The sequence below is a fragment of the Parageobacillus galactosidasius genome, from assembly GCF_002217735.1.
Classification (GTDB): domain Bacteria; phylum Bacillota; class Bacilli; order Bacillales; family Anoxybacillaceae; genus Parageobacillus_B; species Parageobacillus_B toebii.
Map to the genome: position 1 here is coordinate 1,056,066 of NZ_NDYL01000001.1, position 24,226 is coordinate 1,080,291.

The 24,226-nt window shown below is 40.9% G+C and carries 27 protein-coding genes and 1 pseudogene; 20 read left to right on the forward strand and 8 right to left on the reverse strand.

Going from position 1 to position 24,226, the window contains the following annotated elements:
* Positions 1–2: 2 nt before the first annotated feature.
* Positions 3–1,415, forward strand: a complete 1,413-nt coding sequence (gene lpdA / locus B9L23_RS05590) for a dihydrolipoyl dehydrogenase (RefSeq protein ID WP_015863297.1) — start codon at positions 3–5, stop codon at positions 1,413–1,415.
* A 106-nt stretch (positions 1,416–1,521) separates the two neighbouring features.
* On the opposite strand, the gene B9L23_RS05595 is transcribed toward lpdA, so the two are convergent.
* On the reverse strand, positions 1,522–2,067 hold the full coding sequence (locus B9L23_RS05595) for a hypothetical protein (RefSeq protein WP_245842295.1): 546 nt from the start codon (positions 2,065–2,067) through the stop codon (positions 1,522–1,524).
* Positions 2,068–2,208: 141 nt separating this feature from the next.
* Between B9L23_RS05595 and B9L23_RS20330 the strand changes: the two genes are divergently transcribed.
* The 3 genes and pseudogenes from B9L23_RS20330 to B9L23_RS05605 all read left to right on the forward strand — a co-directional run bounded on the left by B9L23_RS20330 (position 2,209) and on the right by B9L23_RS05605 (position 3,391).
* The gene (locus B9L23_RS20330; RefSeq protein ID WP_015863298.1) at positions 2,209–2,382 is read left to right on the forward strand and encodes a hypothetical protein; all 174 of its coding nucleotides are present in this window, start codon (positions 2,209–2,211) and stop codon (positions 2,380–2,382) included.
* 46 nt (positions 2,383–2,428) lie between these two features.
* Positions 2,429–3,045: pseudogene (locus tag B9L23_RS05600) on the forward strand (transposase); the annotation flags it as partial.
* A gap of 103 nt (positions 3,046–3,148) precedes the next feature.
* The gene (locus B9L23_RS05605) at positions 3,149–3,391 is read left to right on the forward strand and encodes a hypothetical protein (RefSeq protein WP_015863299.1); all 243 of its coding nucleotides are present in this window, start codon (positions 3,149–3,151) and stop codon (positions 3,389–3,391) included.
* A gap of 146 nt (positions 3,392–3,537) precedes the next feature.
* Here B9L23_RS05605 and B9L23_RS05610 read toward each other — a convergent pair whose 3' ends face one another.
* Entirely contained in the window at positions 3,538–3,951 is a 414-nt protein-coding gene (locus tag B9L23_RS05610; RefSeq protein ID WP_089097029.1) for a DUF1885 family protein, read from the reverse strand.
* Between the two features lie 126 nt (positions 3,952–4,077).
* On the opposite strand from B9L23_RS05610, the gene B9L23_RS05615 reads away from it, so the two are divergent.
* Together B9L23_RS05615 and B9L23_RS05620 are read left to right on the forward strand one after the other, a co-directional pair.
* Complete coding sequence (locus B9L23_RS05615) at positions 4,078–4,380, forward strand: DUF3055 domain-containing protein (protein ID WP_015863301.1); 303 nt, start codon at positions 4,078–4,080, stop codon at positions 4,378–4,380.
* 136 nt (positions 4,381–4,516) lie between these two features.
* The gene (locus B9L23_RS05620) at positions 4,517–4,642 is read left to right on the forward strand and encodes a GapA-binding peptide SR1P (RefSeq protein ID WP_062753540.1); all 126 of its coding nucleotides are present in this window, start codon (positions 4,517–4,519) and stop codon (positions 4,640–4,642) included.
* Positions 4,643–4,791: 149 nt separating this feature from the next.
* Here the strand turns inward: B9L23_RS05620 and B9L23_RS05625 are convergent, their stop codons facing one another.
* The gene (locus B9L23_RS05625; RefSeq protein WP_062753539.1) at positions 4,792–6,264 is read right to left on the reverse strand and encodes an aminotransferase class I/II-fold pyridoxal phosphate-dependent enzyme; all 1,473 of its coding nucleotides are present in this window, start codon (positions 6,262–6,264) and stop codon (positions 4,792–4,794) included.
* A gap of 189 nt (positions 6,265–6,453) precedes the next feature.
* On the opposite strand from B9L23_RS05625, the gene B9L23_RS05630 reads away from it, so the two are divergent.
* The 4 genes from B9L23_RS05630 (at position 6,454) to B9L23_RS05645 (ending at position 8,966) form a co-directional block, all read left to right on the forward strand.
* Positions 6,454–7,413, forward strand: a complete 960-nt coding sequence (locus B9L23_RS05630) for an NAD(P)H-dependent flavin oxidoreductase (RefSeq protein WP_015863304.1) — start codon at positions 6,454–6,456, stop codon at positions 7,411–7,413.
* 17 nt (positions 7,414–7,430) lie between these two features.
* Positions 7,431–7,703 carry a UPF0223 family protein gene (locus B9L23_RS05635; protein ID WP_015863305.1) on the forward strand — a complete coding sequence of 91 codons (273 nt, stop codon included), beginning with the start codon at positions 7,431–7,433 and terminating at the stop codon, positions 7,701–7,703.
* 147 nt (positions 7,704–7,850) lie between these two features.
* On the forward strand, positions 7,851–8,039 hold the full coding sequence (locus B9L23_RS05640) for a hypothetical protein (RefSeq protein ID WP_062678296.1): 189 nt from the start codon (positions 7,851–7,853) through the stop codon (positions 8,037–8,039).
* 132 nt (positions 8,040–8,171) lie between these two features.
* On the forward strand, positions 8,172–8,966 hold the full coding sequence (locus B9L23_RS05645; RefSeq protein WP_062753537.1) for an inositol monophosphatase family protein: 795 nt from the start codon (positions 8,172–8,174) through the stop codon (positions 8,964–8,966).
* Between the two features lie 31 nt (positions 8,967–8,997).
* On the opposite strand, the gene B9L23_RS05650 is transcribed toward B9L23_RS05645, so the two are convergent.
* Positions 8,998–9,183, reverse strand: coding sequence for a DUF5325 family protein (locus B9L23_RS05650; protein WP_015863308.1), 186 nt, complete (start codon positions 9,181–9,183; stop codon positions 8,998–9,000).
* Between the two features lie 119 nt (positions 9,184–9,302).
* On the opposite strand from B9L23_RS05650, the gene typA reads away from it, so the two are divergent.
* The 3 genes from typA to B9L23_RS05665 are packed head-to-tail and all read left to right on the forward strand — an operon-like array spanning position 9,303 to position 11,771.
* Positions 9,303–11,144, forward strand: a complete 1,842-nt coding sequence (typA, locus tag B9L23_RS05655) for a translational GTPase TypA (protein ID WP_015863309.1) — start codon at positions 9,303–9,305, stop codon at positions 11,142–11,144.
* A 12-nt stretch (positions 11,145–11,156) separates the two neighbouring features.
* The gene (locus tag B9L23_RS05660; RefSeq protein ID WP_041269843.1) at positions 11,157–11,474 is read left to right on the forward strand and encodes a YlaH-like family protein; all 318 of its coding nucleotides are present in this window, start codon (positions 11,157–11,159) and stop codon (positions 11,472–11,474) included.
* 12 nt (positions 11,475–11,486) lie between these two features.
* Positions 11,487–11,771: a hypothetical protein gene (locus B9L23_RS05665; protein ID WP_081189625.1), complete on the forward strand. Its 285-nt coding sequence runs from the start codon at positions 11,487–11,489 to the stop codon at positions 11,769–11,771.
* Between the two features lie 52 nt (positions 11,772–11,823).
* Here the strand turns inward: B9L23_RS05665 and B9L23_RS05670 are convergent, their stop codons facing one another.
* Entirely contained in the window at positions 11,824–12,024 is a 201-nt protein-coding gene (locus B9L23_RS05670) for a YlaI family protein (RefSeq protein ID WP_015863312.1), read from the reverse strand.
* A gap of 115 nt (positions 12,025–12,139) precedes the next feature.
* Here B9L23_RS05670 and B9L23_RS05675 point away from each other — a divergent pair, with 115 nt between their 5' ends.
* Positions 12,140–12,595: a pyridoxamine 5'-phosphate oxidase family protein gene (locus B9L23_RS05675; RefSeq protein ID WP_015863313.1), complete on the forward strand. Its 456-nt coding sequence runs from the start codon at positions 12,140–12,142 to the stop codon at positions 12,593–12,595.
* 40 nt (positions 12,596–12,635) lie between these two features.
* On the opposite strand, the gene B9L23_RS05680 is transcribed toward B9L23_RS05675, so the two are convergent.
* Positions 12,636–13,235 (reverse strand): YhcN/YlaJ family sporulation lipoprotein, encoded by a 600-nt coding sequence (locus B9L23_RS05680; RefSeq protein ID WP_062753533.1) that lies wholly within the window; start codon positions 13,233–13,235, stop codon positions 12,636–12,638.
* Positions 13,236–13,369: 134 nt separating this feature from the next.
* Here B9L23_RS05680 and B9L23_RS05685 point away from each other — a divergent pair, with 134 nt between their 5' ends.
* Complete coding sequence (locus B9L23_RS05685) at positions 13,370–14,701, forward strand: PhoH family protein (RefSeq protein WP_081189624.1); 1,332 nt, start codon at positions 13,370–13,372, stop codon at positions 14,699–14,701.
* Between the two features lie 37 nt (positions 14,702–14,738).
* Here the strand turns inward: B9L23_RS05685 and B9L23_RS05690 are convergent, their stop codons facing one another.
* The gene (locus tag B9L23_RS05690) at positions 14,739–15,251 is read right to left on the reverse strand and encodes a hypothetical protein (RefSeq protein WP_015863315.1); all 513 of its coding nucleotides are present in this window, start codon (positions 15,249–15,251) and stop codon (positions 14,739–14,741) included.
* A 240-nt stretch (positions 15,252–15,491) separates the two neighbouring features.
* On the opposite strand from B9L23_RS05690, the gene B9L23_RS05695 reads away from it, so the two are divergent.
* The 3 genes from B9L23_RS05695 to pyc all read left to right on the forward strand — a co-directional run bounded on the left by B9L23_RS05695 (position 15,492) and on the right by pyc (position 20,655).
* Entirely contained in the window at positions 15,492–15,785 is a 294-nt protein-coding gene (locus B9L23_RS05695; protein ID WP_015863316.1) for an Fpa/YlaN family protein, read from the forward strand.
* Between the two features lie 151 nt (positions 15,786–15,936).
* The gene (locus tag B9L23_RS05700) at positions 15,937–17,148 is read left to right on the forward strand and encodes an FtsW/RodA/SpoVE family cell cycle protein (RefSeq protein WP_081189623.1); all 1,212 of its coding nucleotides are present in this window, start codon (positions 15,937–15,939) and stop codon (positions 17,146–17,148) included.
* 63 nt (positions 17,149–17,211) lie between these two features.
* Positions 17,212–20,655: a pyruvate carboxylase gene (gene pyc / locus B9L23_RS05705; RefSeq protein WP_089097030.1), complete on the forward strand. Its 3,444-nt coding sequence runs from the start codon at positions 17,212–17,214 to the stop codon at positions 20,653–20,655.
* 34 nt (positions 20,656–20,689) lie between these two features.
* Here the strand turns inward: pyc and B9L23_RS05710 are convergent, their stop codons facing one another.
* The gene (locus B9L23_RS05710; RefSeq protein ID WP_141103839.1) at positions 20,690–21,649 is read right to left on the reverse strand and encodes a COX15/CtaA family protein; all 960 of its coding nucleotides are present in this window, start codon (positions 21,647–21,649) and stop codon (positions 20,690–20,692) included.
* Positions 21,650–22,104: 455 nt separating this feature from the next.
* Here B9L23_RS05710 and cyoE point away from each other — a divergent pair, with 455 nt between their 5' ends.
* Together cyoE and coxB are read left to right on the forward strand one after the other, a co-directional pair.
* The gene (gene cyoE, locus B9L23_RS05715) at positions 22,105–23,034 is read left to right on the forward strand and encodes a heme o synthase (protein WP_089097031.1); all 930 of its coding nucleotides are present in this window, start codon (positions 22,105–22,107) and stop codon (positions 23,032–23,034) included.
* Between the two features lie 90 nt (positions 23,035–23,124).
* Positions 23,125–24,195, forward strand: a complete 1,071-nt coding sequence (gene coxB, locus B9L23_RS05720; protein WP_089097032.1) for a cytochrome c oxidase subunit II — start codon at positions 23,125–23,127, stop codon at positions 24,193–24,195.
* The last annotated feature ends 31 nt before the right edge of the window (positions 24,196–24,226 follow it).

A 24,226-nucleotide genomic window follows, 5' to 3' on the forward strand; every position in this document is an offset into this window, starting at 1 on the left:
CGATGGTAGTTGGCGATTTTGCAATTGAAACGGATACGCTTGTCGTTGGAGCGGGTCCTGGTGGTTATGTAGCAGCTATTCGCGCTGCACAGTTAGGGCAAAAAGTAACGATTGTTGAAAAAGGAAATCTTGGCGGAGTATGCTTAAATGTCGGATGTATTCCATCTAAAGCGCTCATCTCCGCAAGCCATCGCTATGTTGAAGCGAAACATTCAGAAGACATCGGAATTAAAGCAGAAAACGTAACCGTTGATTTTTCTAAAGTGCAACAATGGAAAGCAAGCGTCGTGAAAAAATTAACGAGCGGCGTGGAAGGATTGCTAAAAGGAAACAAAGTCGAAATCGTACGCGGAGAAGCGTATTTTGTTGATGCGAATACGGTGCGTGTTATCAATGGTGATAGCGCGCAAACATATACGTTTAAAAACGCAATTATTGCAACAGGCTCTCGTCCGATCGAACTTCCTGGCTTTAAATTTTCCAATCGCGTGCTTGATTCCACAGGCGCGCTCAGTCTGCAGGAAGTTCCAAAATCGCTTGTCGTAATCGGCGGCGGTTATATCGGAACAGAATTAGGAACAGCGTATGCTAACTTTGGAACAAAAGTAACCATCATTGAAGGAGCAGATGAAATTTTATCTGGTTTCGAAAAACAAATGACGGCAATTGTTAAACGCCGCTTAAAGAAAAAAGGGGTAGAAATCTTCACTAACGCTCTTGCTAAGGGAGTCGAAGAGCGCGAAGACGGTGTGACAGTAACCTTTGAAGTAAAAGGCGAAACGAAAACAATTGATGCAGACTATGTGCTTGTGACGGTCGGACGCCGTCCGAACACGGATGAGCTTGGCTTAGAACAAATCGGCATTAAATTGACAGACCGCGGCTTAATTGAAATTGACAAACAATGCCGGACAAGCGTTCCAAACATTTATGCCATCGGTGATATCGTCCAAGGTCCACCGCTTGCCCATAAAGCATCATATGAAGGAAAAATCGCCGCCGAGGCGATTGCCGGAAAACCGTCTGAAATCGATTATTTAGCTATTCCGGCAGTGGTCTTCTCCGAGCCTGAATGCGCATCTGTCGGTTATTTTGAGCAACAAGCGAAAGATGAAGGCATAGAAGTAGTTACGGCAAAATTCCCATTTGCGGCAAACGGCCGCGCCCTTTCGTTGAATGACACAGACGGCTTTATGAAACTTGTCGTTCGCAAAGAAGATGGCGTTGTGATCGGAGCGCAAATCGTTGGTCCAAACGCTTCTGACATGATTGCAGAGCTTGGTCTTGCGATTGAAGCAGGAATGACTGCGGAAGATATCGCTTTGACGATTCATGCTCACCCAACATTGGGTGAAATAGCGATGGAAGCTGCGGAAGTTGCCCTCGGCACTCCAATTCATATTATTAGTAAATAAAATGGCAAAAAAGAGGATGTCTAATTTAGACATCCTCTTTTAGTAAACTATTCAGTACAAGCAGAAACAATGGAAGCAATTCCAAAGAAACTCAATAAAGCATCTTTTATTTTAAATCTGGGGCAACATTAGAAGCGGCGGCATTCACTGCTCGTTCCCAAGCAACAGTCCGAGAATACTTTAGTTTTCTGTAGTTTTGATAGTAATTGATAGCGGTAGAGACAAATTTTGCTGTTCCTCCAAGAGCTTTTAATGCTGACTTAACTTTTAGAATTTTGGATGGTGCCCAAGCTAACGAGACAAGCGCAACTCCTACAGCAGAAATACATCCGATGACTCCCTGTATACGGAATTCTCCTTGGTTTGTTTGGTTGTATTGATATTCTATTGCTGACAAGACAGCCGGGTCATCAATAGTTTCTTTGTACCAGTTAATAATGGCATCAGTTCCTTCTAAAACAACTGATTCAGGAATTTGCTCAATGATGGATAATGTTTGTTGGTAATCATCTAATCCCGGCAATTCTTCTTCAATCCACTCTTCCACGTAATTTTCTTCTGCTTGCGCTTGGGCAATTCCTGCACCACCCAAAGTGGATAGAACTAATACAAAGGATAAGAGGAACGATAAATAACTTTTTGTTTTGTTCATTGAAATCACCTCCCTTTATTTGGTTAAAAAGTAATTATATATATTTAATATCAGAGTTTATCAATTTTTTAACATTTTTAATTAATATTTTCAAAATTTTTCTAATTAATATAATAAATTAAAAAAGAAAGGAAGAGTGGGATGAAAAAAACAATTAAACAAAAATATAAAGATATTTTGTTGGTCATTTTCTTTCTTGTTTGGTTGTTTAACGTGTTTGTTGAGAATGAACGGGTTACTGTTACGGCTAATGTCATTGCAATAGTTTTGATTTCATTTGTAAGTTTTATAAAGTATTACGCTAAAGAAAATTAAGAAGGTTATTGGTGTTTTCTGAATAGAAAAATTTTACTGTCAGACCATTGCAGAGGATGTCCCAAGAAACAGTTTTTCGAAAACGGACCCCGATGCGATGTTTATGCGGATGAAAGACGACCATATGAAGACCAGCTCAAACCGGGATATAATGTGCAGATAGGGACAGGGAACCAATTCATCACTGGATTTAGCGTGCATCAACGGGCGGGGGATGCCGGATGCTTCATTCCGCATTTGGAGCAATTGGCCGCCTATGGGCGTCCCATGCCTAAACGAGCGATTGCGGATTCCGCCTGTGGGAGTGAGGAGAACTACACGTACTGCGAGAAAAAGCAGATCGTCGTATTGATCAAGTACAACACATTGGACCGGGAACAAACGAAAGCGTGGGCGAAAGAGATCGGCCGAATCGAGAACATGACGTACGATGAGAAATTGGATGAGTGGATTTGCGCTAAAGGGGAACGGCTGGTGTTTGTGTATAAACGGAAGGAAACGATCGGCAACGGGTACGTCATCGTCAAACGGACGTATCGTTGTACAGCATGTGCCGGATGCCCGTTTCAAGCAGCATGTGCCAAAGGCAAAGACACGAAAACCATCCGCGTTTCCTTGAAAAATCAACAACAACGGCAAGAAATCCGGAAACAGCTGTCCACGGAAGATCTATTTTTTATAAACTCGTCTTCTTGTCCAATGAATGGATAATATTTTCCTTTGGTGGCTCATATTGTTATGGTAAAGAAGATGCGGGGGATGACGGATGAAAGAATATGTCACGTTTTTGTTGCAAATGATCATTTGGAGCAGCTTTTCGCTTATTGAATGGCTATCAGGACGCGACCGTCCGTTTTTTAAAGGGATGATGCTTTGTGTATTTTTATATATCGCGTTTTTATTGGCCCGAAAAATCGGTTTACGCACCCGAAAAGCATTGTGGACAACGACGTTGACAGCAGCAATGTATTTTACTTGTCAACATTTTGTGTGGGAGGCGCTTCAATAGGGGGGAAATAAAAAAACGACAGCTGTGTACCACCGTTTTTTAAAAACGTTAGCTAGGTGCCACCGTTTTAAAAAACGATAGCCTAGTGCTACCGTTTTAAAAAACGATAGCTTAGTGCCACCGTTTTAAAAAACGATAGCCTAGTGCTACCGTTTGTAATAATACATAATTCTGCCGTTGAATAGGTGAAGTTCCCCTTCCAATTTTTTCGCTAGAAACTTACAAAATTCGTTTGCTTTCCCTTTATCTCCGTGTGTTGCCCCATTTGGCAATGTAATTTGAATAAATGATTCATCAGTTTCACCATTATTTGATCCAACACCGACGATAATCGTCCGATAACGGTGCCCGTCACCTTTTAAATAAAACCACTTTCCTTTTCCTTCATCTGTTTCTATAAGCTGATAAGGAAATGCAGCTTGTTGATACGCCCATCCAAGCTGTTCGCCTGTTTTTTTCATCATATCTTGATAATATTGAAACAATTGTTTTACTTCTTCTAATGTGACCGCTTTCTGTTTGGATGCTGGGACAAGCTTTATGTATGCATGTGCTGCCAATGCCATCACCTCTATTGTTAACATCCCATTTTTTTCTATTGTATCATTTTTACGTAAGAGATGCTATTGATTTTAATATATTTTAGAATTATAATAATATTCAGTATATTTATAAGGGGGGATTTTATGAATTTATTTGAAAGGCTATATGATGAGTATGAGAAAGTAAAAGTTCGGTTTGTTGGATTTACGTCAAAGGATATTCGCTATGATTTTGGGATTGTGTATACGAATATGTTTTTTGGCAAACCTCTTGTTATTTGCATGCAAACAGGCCGCTCCACTCTCCTCGATCCAAAAGATGTAGAAAACCACGAGTATTTGCAAAAAATTTTCCGCATCGATACGAAAGAGCAAGCTGCTGATTTAGCGGAGTTCTTCTCAGTTGTCCTTCCATTCTCATCGGTTCATCCTGAATATGAGTATTAATAAGCGAGTATGGTTACTCGCTTTATTTGATGAGTAAAAATTAAATGTGACATACAGATTAAGTGTTGACAGCATAAATGTGATATATTACTATTGAATTAGCTAATAAATATATCATCACAAAGGAGTTTTGGGGATGGGCACAATTGTATGTCAAACATGTGGTGCGACGATTGCACATTTTGAAGATGAAAAAGTGACAACGCTTTACGGAAAATGCTGCGGATGCGATTGCGACGAGGCTGAAGAAGAAGGAGAATAAAGAAAAGGTCAAACGATGGGGGAAGGTTTGGACATAGCGCGCATGTGAAAGGGGCACATGCGCGCATTATTTTTTTTGATAACAAAAAAGCGTAAGCTAACTTGCTTACGCTTTTTTAACTTTCTCCCGCTCTTAAAGGTGGGAGAAGTTCAACGGATTGGCTTATGTTCTTTAATGACACGCAATGTTTGTAACGTATCGTCCTCTGGCCCTTGCACCGGCAGACCGACTTCTAAGTTCTTTTTGATGTAGTTTAAATTTTCTTCGGTAATAATTTCTCCAGGAATAAAAATCGGAATTCCTGGCGGATAAACCATAATAAATTCAGCAATAATCCGTCCTGCTGATTCTTCAAATGGGACAATTTCCGTTTCCGCGTAGAATGCATCACGCGGAGTTAATGCGAGAGTAGGGATGTCTGGCAATAATACTTTTGGTTTTACTCCTTTCGCCGCCTGATGGCGAAATTGTTCAGATAAATGGCGAAGGGCATTAACAAGCGCGTTCGTTTCCCGCTCTGTGTCGCCAGGTGTAATAATGCATAAAATGTTGTATAAATCGGATAATTCTACTTCAATGTTGTACATTTCGCGCAGCCATTTCTCGACGTCATATCCCGTTAAGCCTAGTTCTTTGACAGAGATGGTAAGCTTGGTTGGATCGTAATCATATGTTGCTTCCGTTCCTAGAATTTCTCTTCCGACACAATAAAGATAAGGGATTTCGTTTATTTGTTGCCGAGTCTTTTCGGCAAGCTGAATAGTTTTTTCAAAATGTTCCCGTCCTTGTGTAGCAAGCCATTTGCGTGCAACATCTAAAGAGGCTAACAACAAATAAGAAGTAGATGTTGTCGTTAGCATGCTTAAAATAGCTTGTACGTGTTTTGCGGATACGAGCCCTTCACGCACGTTTAAAATAGAGCTTTGCGTCAAAGAGCCACCTAGTTTATGGACGCTTGTTGCAGCCATATCCGCTCCGGCCTGCATGGCGGAAAGCGGAAGATCTTCATGAAAATGAATATGGACACCATGCGCCTCATCAACGAGAACAGGAACGTGGTAAGAATGAGCGATTTCAACAATTTTCTTTAAATCGCCAGAGATACCAAAATATGTTGGATTAATAACGAGAACACCTTTTGCATCGGGATGTTGCTTAAGTGCTTTTTCTACTGATTCCGGTGTAATTCCGTGTGAAATCCCGAGTTCCTTATCAATTTCCGGATGAATGAAAATCGGTATTGCACCAGAAAAGACAATGGCAGACATGATCGATTTATGCACGTTACGCGGAACGATGATTTTGTCGCCAGGCCCAACTACCGACATCACCATTGCCATAATGGCACCGCTTGTTCCTTGGACAGAAAAAAATGTATAATCAGCCCCAAATGCCTCAGCGGCTAACTCTTGAGCGCGCTTGATAATGCCTTTTGGGTGGTGAAGATCATCAAGAGGACCGATATTAATCAAATCCATCGATAGCGCATTTTCTCCAATAAAATCACGAAACTCAGGGTCCATCCCTGCGCCTTTTTTATGGCCAGGAATATGAAATTGAATAGGGTTTTTCTTAATATGCTCTAATAGACCAGTGAACAATGGTGTTTCAAACTGTGACAATGTTTTTTCACACCTCTTTTTGCATAAAAATAAAACAAATGCATTATAGCATTTATTTTTTTATTTGCAAAGCATTATTTAATCATTAATGAATGTGAAATTTTTTACTACACATAAATTGAGAATAAAAAAGGAAAATAGGCATGTCAACAAGAAACATAGTATACTAGATTAAAAGGAGGGACAAAAATGATTTGGAAAACAAGAGTAACGGAATTGCTTGGAATTACATATCCGATTATTCAAGGAGGACTTGCTTATTTAGCTTACTCTGATTTAGCAGCCGCGGTTTCTAACGCCGGAGGCTTAGGACAAATTACGGCGATGTCGCTGGAAAGCCCGGAGCGATTGCGCGAGGAAATTCGCAAAGTAAAAGAAAAAACAGACCGTCCTTTCGGAGTGAACTTTGCGATTGGACAACATGGCCGCCCTTTTCAACATATGCTCGAAGCCGCATTGGAAGAAGGAGTGCCAGTCGTTTCCGTCACAGGTGGAAATCCGGCCCCGTTTTTTGAACAGCTAAAAGGAACCAACGTGAAAAAACTGGTGCTGGTTGCCGCTGTTCGCCAAGCCGTAAAAGCGGAGGAACTTGGCGCGGACGCTGTCATGGTAGTGGGTCAAGAAGGCGGTGGTCATTTAGGAAAATACGATATAGGAACATTTGTTCTTGTCCCAAAAGTAGTGGAATCCGTTTCTATCCCTGTTATTGCTTCGGGAGGCATCGGAGACGGCCGCGGGTTGATGGCGGCATTAGCGCTTGGCGCAGAAGGAATTGAAATGGGAACGAGATTTATTGCTACAAAAGAGTGTGTTCATGCCCATCCGATCTATAAAGAGATGCTTGTTAACGGCTCTGAATATGATACCGTTGTGATTAAACGCAGTTTAGGAGCACCCGGTCGTGCCATTGCCAATGAATGGACGAAAAAAATTTTAGAAATAGAAGAACAAGGCGGGACATATGAACAACTAAAAGAATATATTAGTGGGGAAGCGAATCGCCGTTTTATTTATGAAGGAAAAATAAACGAAGGTTTTGCATGGGCTGGACAAGTGATGGGATTAATTAAAGATGTGCCAACAGTGGCAGAATTGTTTGAGCGAATGATTAACGAGGCGGAACAAATCCGGCGCAGATGGGCAAACTAATGCTGGAGGTGTCGGTGATGAATTATTCGTACCCGTTTTCTTATGACTGGTCAACGCAAGAAATTATTGATGTTATCAAATTTTTCGAAGCGATTGAAACTGTTTACGAAAAAGGAATGGAACGGGAAAAGCTTATGAACATTTATCGTCGCTTTAAAGAAATTGTTCCGAGTAAAAGTGAAGAAAAAAAACTATGTGATGAATTTGAACAAGCAAGCGGATATTCGTCCTATCGCGTCATGAAAAAAGCGAAAGAAGCACAAAACGGCGATTGGATTAGAATGGAATAACATGGTAAAAAAAGTAGACGAATACACAAATTTGTTGCATACCCCCCTTTTCTAACATAATATATATAAAACAAAATAAGTATCAGAAAATTCAGGTATTTATATGACGGTTTTTCGGGGATTATATGGAAAGGGGTGCCCATGCTCATGAAAAGAACAATGAATTCTGTAAAGCGTGCGGACGGGGATAAGCGAATAGCGGTATTACGTCTTGAATTAGATTATGAATTAGCGACTCTTTATGAGGCGATGATGGAAAACGATGAAGAAAAGAAAAAAGAGTGTAAACGGAGATTAGAAAAGTTACGTCAAGAGTTAATGCGCCTTCAAGTATAACAGAACATTCAAGGCGAACCACACCAACGGTTCGTTTTTTTCTTGAGCGATATAGGCACCTCTTTTTCTTTACGGGGGATTCCGATGTATTATATGCTAATTACATACGCTGCAGAAATCAGGAGGATGAATATGCAGGAAAAATGGAAAGAAATAGATGAGTGTATCCGACAATGGATAAAGGAAGCGGGAACAAGAATTCTCGCTACATTTGATAAAAAGTTGACGATCGAAACAAAATCACATCGAAATGATTTAGTGACGAATGTGGACCGCGAAGTAGAGCAATTTTTTATTGAAAAAATAAGAAAAACGTTTCCCGGCCATCACGTGTTAGGTGAAGAGGGATTCGGTGATGAAATTGCAACGCTTCAAGGGATTGTTTGGATTATCGATCCGATTGATGGTACGATGAATTTTATTCATCAAAAACGAAACTTTGCCATTTCAATTGGGGTTTTTGAAAATGGGGTAGGAGTTCTTGGGTATGTATACGATGTCGTACATGATGAACTATATGCGGCACGAAAAGGAGAAGGAGCTTTTCTTAATGATCAACCGCTGGCGCGTTTAGAGCCGGTATCTGTTTCCGAAGCCATTATTTCCTTAAATGCAACGTGGATAACTGAAAATAAACGAATTGATCCAAATGTATTAGCTCCGCTTGTAAAAGATGCGAGGGGAACGCGTTCGTACGGATCGGCTGCGTTAGAAATGGCATACGTTGCAGCGGGACGTTTAGATGCATATATTACGATGAGGTTGTCGCCGTGGGATTTTGCCGGCGGACTTGTGCTTGTTCAAGAAGTCGGTGGCATCGTGACAAATTTATACGGCGAGCCGCTTAATTTGCTTACAAAAAACTCTGTATTTGTTTCAAAGCCAGGATTGCATGAAGAAATTTTGCAAAAATATATACATCGCTGAAAACGGGACAAATCATTCGGTTGTCCCGTTTTTAAAGCATTCCTTTTTCTCGCATTCGTTTTTTTCGGGCAAATCCGATGCCGATAATTATGAATAAAGCGATAATTGAAATAATAATACCAATCATACTTTGTTCCGCAATAAAAATGCCGATGGCCATGATTGCTATTACTGCAAATATAGCCAATAGAAACGATACAGGCTGAAATTGTTTCATCCCAATCCCCTCTTTCATATTGTTTATCGGTTTTTCTTTAGTCTACACGAAAACATACCGCTTTTCTATCCTCTTTATGATATAATAAACGAGCAATTTACGTATAGGAGTGACTAACATTGACAAGAAGAGAAGATCTTCGTAATATTGCCATTATTGCTCACGTTGATCATGGTAAAACAACGTTAGTCGATCAATTGCTGCGTCAATCGGGAACGTTTCGTGCCAATGAACATGTCGAGGAACGCGCATTAGATCGAAACGATTTAGAAAGAGAACGCGGGATTACCATTTTAGCCAAAAATACAGCGATTCGTTATAAAGGAATGCGCATTAATATTTTAGATACGCCAGGACATGCCGATTTCGGCGGGGAAGTAGAACGAATTATGCGGCTTGTGGATGGTGTTTTGCTTGTCGTTGACGCGTATGAGGGGTGTATGCCGCAAACGCGTTTTGTGCTGAAAAAGGCGCTCGAACAACAGCTTACTCCCATTGTCGTTATCAATAAAATTGACCGGGAGTTTGCGCGACCAGAGGAAGTGGTCGATGAAGTCATCGATTTATTTATCGAATTAGGCGCGTCGGAAGATCAGCTTGAGTTTCCGGTTGTATACACGTCAGCATTAAACGGTACGGCAAGTTTGGACCCTCACAAACAAGAAGCGGATATGACCGCATTGTTCGAAACGATTATTAAGCATATTCCTGCACCGATTGATAATCGGGAAGAACCGTTGCAATTTCAAGTGGCGTTGCTTGATTACAATGAGTACGTTGGGCGCATCGGAATTGGCCGTATCTTTCGCGGCACGATGAAAGTCGGACAACAAGTAGCGCTGATGAAACTAGATGGTTCTGTCAAAACGTTTCGTGTAACAAAATTATTTGGGTTTATCGGCTTAAAGAGGATCGAAATCACGGAAGCAGAAGCAGGAGATATTGTTGCAGTGGCGGGAATGGAAGACATTAACGTCGGGGAAACGGTATGTCCATTGGATCATCAGGAAGCGTTGCCGCCGCTTCGCATTGATGAACCAACATTGAAAATGACGTTTTTAGTCAATAATAGCCCATTTGCCGGACGCGAAGGAAAATATGTGACGGCGAGAAAGTTGGAAGAACGCCTGCGCACTCAATTGGAGACGGACGTAAGCTTGCGGGTGGAAAACACTGATTCTCCTGATGCGTGGATTGTTTCTGGACGAGGAGAGCTTCATTTATCGATCTTAATTGAAAATTTGCGGCGGGAAGGTTATGAACTGCAAGTATCTAAGCCGGAAGTCATTATGAAAGAAATCGGCGGAGTGCTTTGTGAGCCGGTCGAACGGGTAATCATTGATATTCCTGAAGAATATACCGGGGCGATCATGGAATCGATCGGTATGCGAAAAGGCGAGCTGGTGGATATGATCCATAACGAAAACGGACAAGTTCGTCTCATCTTTATGGTGCCTTCGCGCGGTTTAATCGGCTATCGAACAGAATTTATGTCATTGACACGCGGATACGGAATTTTAAACCATTCATTTGACCATTATGCGCCGGCACAAAGCGGACAGGTAGGCGGCCGCCGCCAAGGGGTATTAATTTCCATGGAGACAGGAAAAGCGACGGCATATGGAATTATGCAAGTGGAAGACCGCGGTACCATTTTTGTGGAGCCTGGAACCGAAGTGTACGAAGGAATGATTGTTGGCGAGCATACGCGCGAAAACGATTTAGTCGTCAACATTTGTAAAGAAAAACATGTAACAAACATCCGTTCTTCGACAAAAGAGCAAACCGTTACGATGAAAAAGCCGCGTTTGATGACGCTCGAAGAAGCGTTGGAATACTTAAATGATGATGAGTATTGTGAAGTAACACCAAAGTCGATTCGCCTGCGCAAAAAAATATTGAACAAAAGCGAGCGAGAAAAAATGGAAAAGAAAAAGAAAGCCGCTAAGCAGGCGAAATAGGGGGGGAAGATGGTGAACGTTATAGAGCGCCTTACCTTTTTTGCTTCGTTATATAAAGTGCATACAAATCCAGAACAAGGAATGTGGCTTCTTTATATTACCATATTGATTTTATCGGTTATTGTTTATCGCCTTGGTTTTGCGAAAAAATTGCCATTGTTGAAAAATGTCATTATTTATGTGCTGTTAGCATTAGGCTGCACGATTTTAACGTTTTTTGCGGTATTTTTACCTGTCGCGGAAGGGTTGGTCGTTGCGGCTCTCGTATTAGTGATTTATAAAATTCGTCTATATCAATCGAAAAAGCATGAGGTAAATGAACAAAAATAAGGCGGTGGAATCATGAAGTCGCTGCAAGATGCTCTTTATAATTGGTTAACTATTTATGTCGTGGCCGAAGCACGTCCAGATGATATAGCAGCGCAAGAAACCGTTGCCTTTTTTAGGGAAATATTAAAGCACGATTTTAACATAACAAAGGTGGAAGTAAAAAAAGAAGATATGTATATCGTCGCGTATGAGAGAGACGGAGAGCAAAAATCAGCTCGTTTTCCAATGGAATTGATTGAGGTGATGCTTAGGCAAATAGAAGAAGCGCCTGAAAAATATCGCAATTATCCTTCCTAAAAAAACGCCGGGTGATTACTCCCGGCGTTTTTTATCGATTTACGCAAAGTTTTTACCATTCATCGTTTGGCAGTTTCGAGCGATATATACGAAATTTTCCGGTTGCTAGGCGCGCCTTTGTTTTTTCGGCAATCCGATGATAACATTCCTCGCACATGTATGTGTGAATAGGACGGTTGCGCAGCCGTTTCGCAAGCAATGATTCATCGTCGATCGTATCAATTCGGTCGCAAAGAACACATTTGACTCTCATTGTACACCTCGTCGCTTTATTCAATCTTTTTTTTATTATATCATGAATCTGAAAGGTTTTTTACTTTTCCGTTTTAATGTATGATAAACGGAGAATAGTCTTAGGAGGGATGATCATGCCAAATAAAGTTGAACCTGCATTAACGGAACCGTTATTTCAAGCATTACAAAAAGAACGTTTTGTAACTATAGCGACTATCGACCATGAAACGGGAGGGCCAAATGTCAGCGCGATTTCATGGATTTACGCCCCTAACGAAGAGCATATTTATTTTGCTGTCGACAATCGTTCCCGGATTATCCAAAACATTCGTAATAATCCGTCTATTGTTGTGAATATTATCGCTAACGAATCAACCTACTCGATTAGCGGGAAAGCGCATATTAAAGCAGAGAAAATAGAGGGCGTTCCGCTTAAGTTGGCATTAGTGGATATTACTATTAGTGAAGTGCGTGATGTTATGTTTTACGGTTCCAAAATTGTAGAAGAACCAAAATATGAAAAAACGTACGATGCGCAAGCGGCAGCTAAACTGGACAATCAAGTAATGACCGCTCTTCGCAATGCATAAATAAGGAGCTTAGCTAATTACGGCTAAGCTCCTTACTTATTTATTTATTTAAATATTCGTTGGACTGTTTTTCTTGATGGTTATTAAGCTGCTCTTCCTCACGCTTATTTAATTGCGAATCATTTTGTTCGGTTGGTTCCGGTGGCGTTGTTTCAAACAAATCGCTCGGAACTTCCGGCATGACGCGTCCGACGATATCCGCGATTTCGTTCATAAATGCTTGAACAGGACGCCCATTATCAACTTGATTGACAATATTTTTTAACCGAGTGTATAAATCGGGGTCGGCAATGATGATTGAATTTGCTCCATACGGATCTTTTTGCAACGTTTCTGCGACAGAATATTTAATTGTGCCGACACGTGAAGCGTCGATATTTGCATCAATATCAATACCAACGATCGCGTATTTTCCGACAACAAGAGCGGTAGCATCGTTTACGTTTGGAACGCGCTTAGCTAAATTCGCTAGACGATGGGCAATTTCTTGTCCGGATTTATTCGTTACTTTTTCATCAACCGTATTTCGTACACGGACAAGCGAGCGATCCGCATCGCGCCCCGCTTCGTCATTTCCTATATTGCACCCACCTAATAAACCAATACATATCGCTATAAGCAAATATCGGCTCCAGTTCATTCCTTTTACACCTCTATCTTAATTTTTTATTTTATTTTGTCATCATTCTTCTATCTTTATACATTTCCTCATATCTTATATAACAACGATCCCGTCCAAATATAAAAAAATGTAAAATAGGGGGGCGCGGAATTTTGGGAGAAAAAATATATGTGTTAGATACGAATGTCCTATTACAAGATCCGTATTCCATCTTCTCGTTTGAAGATAATGAAGTTGTCATTCCAGCGGTTGTGTTAGAAGAAGTCGATTCGAAAAAGCGATATATGGATGAAGTAGGGAGAAACGCGCGGCAAGTATCCAAGCTTATCGATCGTCTTCGTGAAAATGGAAAACTACATGAAAAAATCCCACTTGAAAACGGCGGAGTGTTGCGCATTGAATTAAATCATCGTTCATTTCATCAGCTTCAAGAAATTTTCGTAGAAAAGACGAATGATAATCGCATTTTAGCAGTTGCCAAAAACTTATCTCTCGAGGAACAAGCAAAGGAAAACGGCCGTTCCGTTATTTTAGTAAGCAAGGATGCACTTGTCCGAGTGAAGGCAGATGCAATTGGGCTGCAAGCAGAAGACTTTTTAAGCGACCGTGTCGTCGATATTGATCATATTTACACTGGGTTTCTCGAGCTATACATAGGAACCGAGCATTTGCAGCGGTTTTATGAAAAGGGGGAACTCGTTTTAGCGGATATTGCCAATCATCCATTTTACCCAAATCAATTTATTATTATGAAAGATGCTTTTGGCGGCTCCGCTTCCGCACTCGGTATTGTCGACCATGGCGGCAAAAAAGTCCAAAAACTTTCGTTTCACTATGAACATATATGGGGAATTCGCCCGCGCAACGTACAACAGACGATGGCGTTTGAACTGCTTATGCGTGATGATATACAGCTTGTGACATTGATTGGCAAAGCAGGCACAGGAAAAACACTTCTTGCTCTTGCCGCAGGATTGATGCAGACGGAAGATTTGCGTACGTATAAAAAGCTGCTCATTGCGAGGCCAATCGTTCCAATGGGAAAAGATATTGGTTTTTTGCCTGGGGAAAAAGAAGAAAAATTGCGCCCATGGATGCAACCTATTTTTGATAATTTGGAGTATTTGTTTAATACAAAAAAAACGGGGGAGTTGGATGCGATTTTAGCAGGAATGAGCTCGATTGAAGTAGAAGCGCTCACATATATACGCGGACGCAGCCTGCCGGAGCAGTTTATCATCATTGATGAGGCGCAAAATTTAACGAAACATGAAGTAAAAACAATTTTAACGCGCGCTGGTGAGAAAAGTAAAATCATTTTAATGGGAGATCCGGAACAGATTGATCATCCGTATTTGGACGAATATAATAATGGATTAACATACGTCGTTGAAAAATTTAAAGATCAAAAAATTGCCGGGCATGTCCGTCTTGTAAAAGGAGAGCGTTCCGCATTAGCGCAGCTTGCTGCTGATATATTGTAAAAAAAGCTGGATGTCCCATCAGTTGGGACATCCAGCGTTAACGGACAATGAAGCGGCGTATATGAGTAATTGGTGTTTTGCGATTGGAACCATCGCCAAAATAAAAATGAACTGGCCCATCTTCTCTTAACGGTTTTCCATCTTTGGAAAAGCCGAGAATTGCCTTATAAGCTTGTTCGAGCGAAACGGTTACTTCATTATGTTCAGTCACAATGGTCAGTTCCTTTGCATCCGGGAGCGGTTCGGCATTTTGCAAAAATGGAGCAAGCGGCATTGCAAATGTTCCTGTAATAATTTTTTCTTTTAAGTAACGTTTTTCTGTCTTCAATGTCGGTGGAAAAACGGCACCTTCTTGAATTTCCCGATCCCAAAAAGCAGATAGTTTTTTGATTTCCTCTTCTTCTTCCTGTTGCTCGTTTTGAAGTTGTTCATGAGATGGTTTCAAGAAATATGTGTTCAAATCTATTTTGCGGTCATCAAAAATCCATACCCCTGGATCGAGTGTGATCGTAAATTTTACATTCCCTGTTATCAGAATAATATCGCTCATTTTCCATCCTCTCCTCTACATCAGCTGCTGTTTTTAGTATAATGGTTAATGGATAGTTTGTCATGCGTTAGGTGTCTGGATGTGTCTCTTTTTTCGCCAAAGCCTGGTGGTCATTGCATAAATGAGGCTTCACTTGGCGTATATTGTATTTGTTTGTTATAAGCGCTGACAAGTGTTTCAACTTGCAAAATTGTGTATTTCACGTTAAGATTTAAAGAAGGATTAGGGGAGAACGGAGGGATGGATGTGACAGATGATGCCATTAACTATCGTGAAAAAGCGTACGCGCTTCTTCAAGCAGACGCGGATAAAATTGTAAAACTCATTCAAGTACAAATGGATAACTTGACAATGCCAAAATGTCCACTCTATGAAGAAGTACTTGATACACAAATGTTTGGTTTATCGCGGGAGATTGATTTTGCGGTTCGTCTCGGGCTTGTGGATGAGAAGGAAGGGAAGGCGCTGCTTGACCGATTAGAGCGGGAACTTTCGGCGCTTCATGAGGCTGTGACAAAAAAGCGCGTACGATAAAAATAAATGCTAACTCAAACGGTTGAAAGGTGCAATCGTTTGAGTTTTTCTGTTTTTTAGAAGGAAAACAATGTTTGAATACGAATCATTTTAATATAATAACTATTCATCATGATTAAACATCTATACTAGCGAATAAGGAAGAGGAATGATGGATAAGGAATTAATCAAAAAGATTATGAAATGTTACGATTATCCGCTTATTATTGCAGTCGTTATGCTTTCGCTATTTGGATTGATTATGGTATATAGTTCAAGCATGATTTCCGCCGTTATCCGCTTTGAAGTGCCAAGCGACTATTTTTATCAGCGGCAAAAGTTATGGCTCATTGTATCATTTATTTGTTTTTTCGTTACGCTTATTGTCCCGTATAAAGTATGGGCGAATGAAAAATTGGTAAAAGTGATCTTTTTTGGATCGCCGCTGATGCTAACAGCAGTTGCTTTTCTAGGCCATACCGCAAATAACGCAACAAGCTGGTTTCGAATCGGGGCGTTAAGCTTGCAACCGGCGGAGCTTGTGAAACTGGGATTAATTGTTTACTTGGCAGCGGTATTTGCGAACAAACAAAAAAGACTGGCGGAGCCTGTTAAAAGTAATTTATTTCCAATTTACTATACGTTATTTATTTGTTTTTTAATCGCCATTCAGCCTGATTTTGGTACGGCGATGATTGTAATGGCGATCGCTGCTTGTTTAATTTTTTCGTCAGGATTGAGACTTCGCTTATTGTTTAAGCAGTTGTTATTTTTTATCCTTGTTATTGCATTGGCGTCTCCAATTATTTTTCCTCTTTTCGGTGATAAAATTTTTTCAGAAGAGCGAATGTCACGGATTTATAGTTTTTTAGATCCGTTTAAATATGCCAATGACGAAGGTTTTCAGCTTGTTAATTCCTATTTGGCAATTGGATTAGGAGGAATAAAAGGATTAGGGCTTGGAAAAAGCATTCAAAAATATGGCTATTTACCTGAGTCGCACACCGATTTTATTATGTCCATTATTGCCGAAGAACTAGGGCTTTTTGGGGTAACATTTACATTAGGTATTTTAGCTTTTATTGTGCTAAGAGGATTATGGATTGCGAGAAAATGCAATGACGCGTTTGGCAGTCTTCTTGCGATCGGAATTTCTGCCATGATTGGCATTCAAACGTTTATTAATGTTGGTGGTGTGACAGGAGTGATACCAATTACTGGAGTTCCATTGCCGCTTGTTAGTTATGGAGGTTCCTCGCTCATGATATTTATGACCTCCCTTGGAGTGCTTGTCAATATATCGATGTTTACGAAATACGAACAAAGTTATAAACGAAAGGGAAAAAACGTGAAAAAATTGCAAGAAAGAGGTCTGACTTTTTAGAAAAGATATTTACAAAAAGGGAAAACCATTATAGTTTTATTAGAAAGGAGGAGAAGATAGACTATGAAAACGCGTCGAATTAACAAAGTACTTGTCGCAAACCGTGGAGAAATCGCCATTCGTGTCTTCCGTGCCTGCACAGAGCTAGGCATTCGCACCGTTGCTATTTACTCGAAGGAAGACACTGGCTCTTATCATCGCTATAAAGCGGATGAAGCATATTTAGTCGGCGAAGGAAAAAAGCCGATTGAAGCGTATTTAGATATCGAAGGGATTATTGAAATTGCCAAAGCTCACGATGTCGATGCGATTCATCCGGGATATGGTTTTCTTTCGGAGAATATTCAATTTGCCAAACGATGCAGAGAAGAAGGAATTATTTTTATCGGTCCGAATGAAGAGCATTTAGATATGTTTGGCGATAAAGTGAAAGCACGCCATCAAGCGGAATTAGCGGGAATTCCAGTCATTCCGGGAAGCGATGGACCGGTGCATAGTTTAGAAGAAGTGGTGCGTTTTGCAGAAACATATGGTTACCCGATTATTATTAAAGCTGCCCTAGGAGGCGGCGGACGCGGAATGCGCATCGTTCGCTCTAAATCAGAAGTGAAAGAAGCGTACGAACGAGCAAAATCGGAAGCGAAAGCCGCATTTGGCAGCGATGACGTGTATGTGGAAAAACTAATTGAAAGACCAAAACATATTGAAGTGCAAATTTTAGGCGATTATGAAGGGAATATTGTCCATCTTTATGAACGTGACTGCTCTGTACAGCGCCGTCATCAAAAAGTGGTGGAAGTGGCGCCGAGCGTCTCGCTATCGGATGAATTGCGGCAGAGAATATGTGAAGCTGCGGTCAAACTCATGAAAAATGTAGGGTATGTGAACGCGGGAACGGTAGAGTTTCTCGTGTCTGGCAACGACTTTTATTTCATCGAAGTCAATCCGCGCATTCAAGTGGAACATACGATTACGGAAATGATCACCGGAATCGATATTGTCCAATCGCAAATTTTGATCGCCGATGGCTATTCGCTTCATAGCAAAGAAGTCGGCATTCCGAAACAAGAAGATATTCGCATTAACGGGTATGCGATTCAATCGCGTGTAACAACGGAAGACCCGCTTAACAATTTCATGCCGGATACAGGAAAGATTATGGCATATCGTTCCGGCGGCGGGTTTGGCGTGCGCCTAGATGCAGGCAACGGATTCCAAGGAGCAGTCATCACTCCATATTACGACTCGTTGCTTGTGAAAGTGTCTACATGGGCGCTGACGTTTGAACAAGCCGCAAGGAAAATGTTGCGAAATTTGCGGGAGTTCCGAATCCGTGGAATTAAAACAAATATTCCATTTTTAGAAAATGTCGTGCAACATCCAAAGTTTTTATCAGGAGAATATGACACATCGTTTATTGATACGGCGCCGGAACTGTTTGTGTTCCCGCGCCGAAAAGACCGCGGTACAAAAATGCTGACATATATCGGTACCGTTACAGTAAACGGTTTCCCGGGCATCGGCAAAAAGAAAAAACCAGTTTTTGATAAGCCGCGCATTCCGAAAATAAGCTATAAAGAGCCAATTCCGAGCGGGACGAAACAAATTCTCGATAAACAAGGTGCAGAAGGGCTTGTTAAATGGATTAAGGAACAAGATCGCGTATTATTGACGGATACGACATTCCGCGACGCACATCAATCGCTGCTTGCAACGCGCGTGCGCACAGTCGATTTGGTCCGTATTGCTGAGCCAACGGCGCGCTTATTGCCAAACTTATTCTCGCTAGAGATGTGGGGAGGAGCGACGTTTGACGTTGCTTACCGCTTTTTAAAAGAAGATCCGTGGGACCGCTTGTTAAAATTGCGGGAACGAATTCCAAATATTTTGTTCCAAATGCTATTGCGTTCTGCGAATGCGGTTGGATATAAAAACTATCCAGACAATGTGATTCGTGAATTTGTTGAAAAGTCAGCGCAAGCGGGAATTGATGTGTTCCGCATTTTTGACAGTTTAAACTGGGTAAAAGGAATGACGGTGGCCATTGACGCCGTTCGGCAAACAGGCAAAATCGCTGAAGCGGCCGTTTGTTATACAGGGGATATTTTAGATCCGAGCCGTCCGAAGTATAATCTTGATTATTATAAAGCAATCGCCAAAGAATTGGAGCAAGCGGGAGCACATATTTTGGCCATTAAAGATATGGCTGGCTTATTAAAGCCAGAAGCCGCTTATGTGCTTATTTCTGCTTTGAAAGAGACCGTTGATATTCCGATCCATCTTCATACACACGATACGAGCGGAAATGGCATTTATATGTATGCGAAGGCGATTGAAGCTGGAGTAGATATCGTTGACGTTGCGGTTAGCTCCATGGCAGGCTTAACTTCGCAGCCGAGCGCCAATACACTTTATTACGCTTTAGAAGGAACAAAACGCGCGCCGGAGATGAATATACAAGGACTTGAACAGCTATCTCGTTATTGGGAAGATGTGCGCAAATTTTACCAAGAGTTTGAAAGCGGCATGAACGCTCCGCATACAGAAGTGTATATGCACGAAATGCCTGGCGGTCAATATAGCAACTTGCAGCAACAAGCAAAAGCAGTTGGACTTGGCGACCGTTGGGACGAAGTGAAGGAAATGTATCGCCGTGTGAACGATATGTTTGGGGATATTGTCAAAGTAACTCCATCCTCAAAAGTTGTCGGTGATATGGCGCTTTATATGGTACAAAATAATTTAACCGAACAAGACGTTTTTGAACGCGGCGAAACACTTGATTTTCCGGATTCTGTAGTTGAGTTTTTCGAGGGATATTTAGGGCAACCATACGGAGGATTTCCAAAAGAATTGCAGCGCATTATTTTAAAAGGGCGTGAACCGATTACGGTTCGGCCTGGGGAATTACTAGAACCGGTAGATTTTGATAAATTAAGAGAAGAGTTATATCATGCGCTTGACCGTGAAGTGACGGATTTTGATGTGCTTGCTTATGCCCTTTATCCGAAAGTATTTTTAGAATACGCGGAAACGGTCAAAAAATATGGCGATGTTTCTGTTCTTGATACGCCGACATTTCTGTATGGAATGCGTCTAGGAGAGGAAATCGAAGTTGAAATTGAAAAAGGAAAAACGCTCATTGTCAAACTAGTTTCCATTGGACAGCCGCAGGCGGATGGCACACGCGTCGTTTATTTTGAGTTGAACGGGCAACCGCGCGAGGTCATTATCCGCGATGAAAGCATTAAATCGGCGGTCGTGGAACGGATCAAAGCGGATCGTACGAATCCTAACCATATCGCTGCTACGATGCCGGGAACGGTAGTGAAAGTGTTAGTGGAAAAAGGTGAAAAAGTGAATAAAGGCGATCATTTAATGATTACAGAAGCAATGAAGATGGAAACAACTGTACAAGCACCATTTGCTGGGATTATTAAAGATATTTATGTAAAAAATGGAGATGCCATTCAGGCAGGAGACTTACTAATTGAATTAACAAAATAAATAAAAAAGCGCTTGGGTGATTCCAAGCGCTTTTTTATTTGAGCAACATAGATGGAACGGTGTTTGTGCTGCGGCTTACCTCTTGCGCTTTTTGTTTATTATAATTGCTTCGTACAGCAAGCATCACTAAATAGCTAAGAACGCCGAATAAACAAGAAATAAAGAAGGCATGTGCCAAAGCAATATACAAATCCAATTGTGTCAATACGATCAGTGTCCCTGTTATCATTTGTAATAACACGAGGACAAGGGAAATGATCCATCCCCAGTAAACGACACGTTGATGTTTATAATATTTCACCGCCCGGATTGTTGCGATAGAAATCCAAATGATCATAATCGCTGCGGCAAGGCGATGTCCCATTTGAATCCATTCGTGAAGCTGCACAGGGATAATTCGGGTTTTTGAGCAAATCGGCCAGCTAGGACATGCTAAACTTGCTTCCATATGGCGCACTAATGCTCCGGTATAGACAACGACATAACAGTAGATGATGATGCCGTAAATGTGGAATTTCATTTTTCGATCAAGCACTAATGAGTGGGCATCGAATTTTTTATCCACTTCAAAAATGAGCAATGTTAATAAAAAAACGGCAGCAAATGAAATAAGAGAAATACCAAAATGCAATGCAAGCACAAAATCAGATTGTCCCCAAACGACAGCGGCGGCACCGATTAGCCCTTGCAACACAAGAAACACAAACGAAACGATTGCTAAAAATTTTGTTTCGCGAATATGCCCTATAGCACGCCATGCCCAAACGGATAAAATCAGCACCATCATGCCAGCCAAACCGGATACGAGCCGGTGGCTTAATTCAATAACGAGTTCAGGGGTAATTTGCGAAGGGATTAGCTGACCGTGGCAAAGCGGCCATGACCGTCCGCACCCCATGCCGGATTCGGTTTTTGTTACGAGCGCCCCTCCGATGAGGACAAATAGCATTGCCAACGTTGTGACTGATGCAAACCATTTTAAAGAACGTTGCAAAATCTTCACCTTCTTATATTGAGAAATCATTATTTTGTCAATAATAAGTATACATTTATCTTACAAAAAAGAAATTGTAAGAGCAATTTCGCCAATATCATTTTACATGATGACGCAAGAAAAACAAACTGATATTTACATATTGAATAAGTTCATTAAGTTTGCTAGAAATATAATAGGATAAGCAATAAAAGCGTTTTCTCTTGATGGAGAGAATAATACGCTTTTTGTAATTCGAAAATTTGACACAAATTATTCAAAAAAAGTTCACATTATGTCATAAAAATGTGATTTAATATAAAGAGAAAATAGGTTTTTTTGTTCTAATGGAAGAAATAATTTCCTGCAATGATGATTTGCATGTGTTATGATATGATGGAGATGAAGAAAATTTGTTATATGGCACCGTCTATTATGTAATAAAAAGTTGACGGTGCGATAGGAGGAACGGGTGAATGGCTAATTTAAAAGCAATACATGAACAAGCTGCTCATTCGGGTGAAGGCTCGCGTGCAAATATAAGATCCATTTGGAAAGAGTTTTCGTCTGTCGTGAAAATCGGAATTGTTAATTCGAATCTAATTACGACATTCACTGGATTATGGTTAGCTCTCTATTTTATGGGAGAAGGTTTTTTGGAAAATCTTCATATTGTATTTTTTACGCTGTTTGGTTCCGCACTTGTTATAGCTGGTTCGTGTAGCATCAATAATTTCATTGACCGTGACATCGACCGGTTTATGGAAAGAACGAAAACGCGGCCGACAGTAACAGGGACAATGGAAGCGAAGCGAGTATTGTGGCTTGGAATTATATTCATAACAGTAGGGACGCTCAGTTTGTTAATGACAACGGTCACTGCTGCTATTGTTGGATTAATTGGTGCTATTACTTATATATTTTTATATACAATGTGGTCGAAGCGAAACTATACATTGAACACAGTTGTCGGAAGCATTTCTGGCGCTGTCCCGCCGGTTATTGGTTGGACTGCGGTGGATCCGAAATTCCATGTCGTTCCTCTTGTTTTATTTTTGATTATGTTTATATGGCAGCCGCCGCACTTTTTGGCATTGGCGATGAAACGATGTGAAGAGTATCGAGCGGCAGGCATCCCAATGCTTCCAGTCGTCCATGGTTTTGCGATGACAAAGCGGCAAATCGTTGTATGGGTTGCGTGCTTATTGCCACTGCCATTTTATTTGTTCTCATTAGGTGTGCCGTTTTTAACTGTTGCTACGTTGTTAAACGTAGGATGGCTTGCATTGGGACTTTATGGGTTTAAAATGAAAGACGACTTAAAGTGGGCAAAGTGGATGTTTATTTATTCCCTTAACTATTTGACGATTTTATTTGTAGCAATGGTTATCGTTACTCTTTGGTAAATGGATTTCGTTTAAAATTCTTTCCATAAAGAGAAAGAATTCATATAAAATTTTTTATTTCATCAATAGAAAGAGGGGTTTGATTAGGCTATGAAGAAATGGCTACGTAACTGGCGCTTATTTTCTCTTTTTAGCGTGATGGCGCTTCTGTTAGCTGGCTGCGGCAAGCCGTTTTTATCGACGCTTCAGCCGGCGGGTGAAGTAGCAGATAAGCAACTTTCACTTATGCTGCTTAGCACAGCCATTATGGTACTCGTTATTGTTGTAGTAACGATTATTTTTGTATACGTTGTCATTCGTTTCCGGCAGCGTAAAGGAGAAGAGAACAAAATTCCAAAGCAAGTGGAAGGAAACCATACGCTTGAAATTGTTTGGACTGTCATTCCGATTATCCTTTTAATTATCTTGGCAGTTCCGACAGTGAAAGCAACGTTCGATCTTGCTGATGTCACACCAATGAACAAAGAGAAGCGCGATAAAGATACGCTTGTTGTCAATGTTCGCGCAAATCTTTACTGGTGGGAGTTTGAATATCCTGATTATGGCGTAATTACAAGTCAAGATTTAGTGGTTCCGACAGATGAGCGCGTATATTTTAACTTAAAAGCATCAGACGTAAAACACTCATTCTGGATTCCTGCAATTGGCGGGAAAATGGATACAAACATTGAAAATAAAAACCAATTTTGGCTGGAATTTGATCAAAAGAAAGCAGACAAAGCAGGCAACATTTTCTATGGCAAATGCGCGGAGCTTTGTGGTCCTTCCCATGCATTGATGGACTTCAAAGTAAAAGCAGTTCCTAGAGAAGAATTTAATCAATGGATTGAAAAAATGAAAAACGCGAAAAAACCGGTTGTAACAGATCCGGTTGCGAAGCAGGGAGAAGAGATTTTCAATAAAAGCTGTATTGGCTGTCACGCTGTTACTCCAGTTGACAAACGTCCAGAACAAGCGCGTACAGCGCCAAACTTGGCCAACTTCGGCGATCGCGAGCGCATTGCCGGTATTTTAGAACACAATGAGGAAAACTTAAAGAAATGGCTAAAAGATCCTGAAAGTGTGAAGCCTGGAAATAAAATGACAGGCACATATGGCCAATTAACAGATGAGCAAGTGGATGCTTTAACGAAATACTTAATGAGTCTAAAGGTTGAATAACAAGCGGGATTTCTACAAAAAGGAGGTTTAA

Coding starts and splice junctions, on each gene's coding strand:
- B9L23_RS05605 (WP_015863299.1), top strand. CDS start 3,149: ATGAAAGAATATGTCACGTTTTTGTTGCAAATGATCATTTGGAGCAGC.
- B9L23_RS05670 (WP_015863312.1), bottom strand. CDS start 12,024: ATGAGAGTCAAATGTGTTCTTTGCGACCGAATTGATACGATCGACGAT.
- B9L23_RS05620 (WP_062753540.1), top strand. CDS start 4,517: ATGGGCACAATTGTATGTCAAACATGTGGTGCGACGATTGCACATTTT.
- B9L23_RS05700 (WP_081189623.1), top strand. CDS start 15,937: ATGGATAAGGAATTAATCAAAAAGATTATGAAATGTTACGATTATCCG.
- B9L23_RS05635 (WP_015863305.1), top strand. CDS start 7,431: ATGAATTATTCGTACCCGTTTTCTTATGACTGGTCAACGCAAGAAATT.
- B9L23_RS05690 (WP_015863315.1), bottom strand. CDS start 15,251: ATGAGCGATATTATTCTGATAACAGGGAATGTAAAATTTACGATCACA.
- cyoE (WP_089097031.1), top strand. CDS start 22,105: ATGGCTAATTTAAAAGCAATACATGAACAAGCTGCTCATTCGGGTGAA.
- lpdA (WP_015863297.1), top strand. CDS start 3: ATGGTAGTTGGCGATTTTGCAATTGAAACGGATACGCTTGTCGTTGGA.
- B9L23_RS05645 (WP_062753537.1), top strand. CDS start 8,172: ATGCAGGAAAAATGGAAAGAAATAGATGAGTGTATCCGACAATGGATA.
- B9L23_RS20330 (WP_015863298.1), top strand. CDS start 2,209: ATGAAAAAAACAATTAAACAAAAATATAAAGATATTTTGTTGGTCATT.
- B9L23_RS05640 (WP_062678296.1), top strand. CDS start 7,851: ATGAAAAGAACAATGAATTCTGTAAAGCGTGCGGACGGGGATAAGCGA.
- B9L23_RS05595 (WP_245842295.1), bottom strand. CDS start 2,067: ATGAACAAAACAAAAAGTTATTTATCGTTCCTCTTATCCTTTGTATTA.
- B9L23_RS05630 (WP_015863304.1), top strand. CDS start 6,454: ATGATTTGGAAAACAAGAGTAACGGAATTGCTTGGAATTACATATCCG.
- pyc (WP_089097030.1), top strand. CDS start 17,212: ATGAAAACGCGTCGAATTAACAAAGTACTTGTCGCAAACCGTGGAGAA.
- B9L23_RS05665 (WP_081189625.1), top strand. CDS start 11,487: ATGAAGTCGCTGCAAGATGCTCTTTATAATTGGTTAACTATTTATGTC.
- B9L23_RS05615 (WP_015863301.1), top strand. CDS start 4,078: ATGAATTTATTTGAAAGGCTATATGATGAGTATGAGAAAGTAAAAGTT.
- B9L23_RS05650 (WP_015863308.1), bottom strand. CDS start 9,183: ATGAAACAATTTCAGCCTGTATCGTTTCTATTGGCTATATTTGCAGTA.
- B9L23_RS05695 (WP_015863316.1), top strand. CDS start 15,492: ATGGATGTGACAGATGATGCCATTAACTATCGTGAAAAAGCGTACGCG.
- B9L23_RS05675 (WP_015863313.1), top strand. CDS start 12,140: ATGCCAAATAAAGTTGAACCTGCATTAACGGAACCGTTATTTCAAGCA.
- B9L23_RS05680 (WP_062753533.1), bottom strand. CDS start 13,235: ATGAACTGGAGCCGATATTTGCTTATAGCGATATGTATTGGTTTATTA.
- coxB (WP_089097032.1), top strand. CDS start 23,125: ATGAAGAAATGGCTACGTAACTGGCGCTTATTTTCTCTTTTTAGCGTG.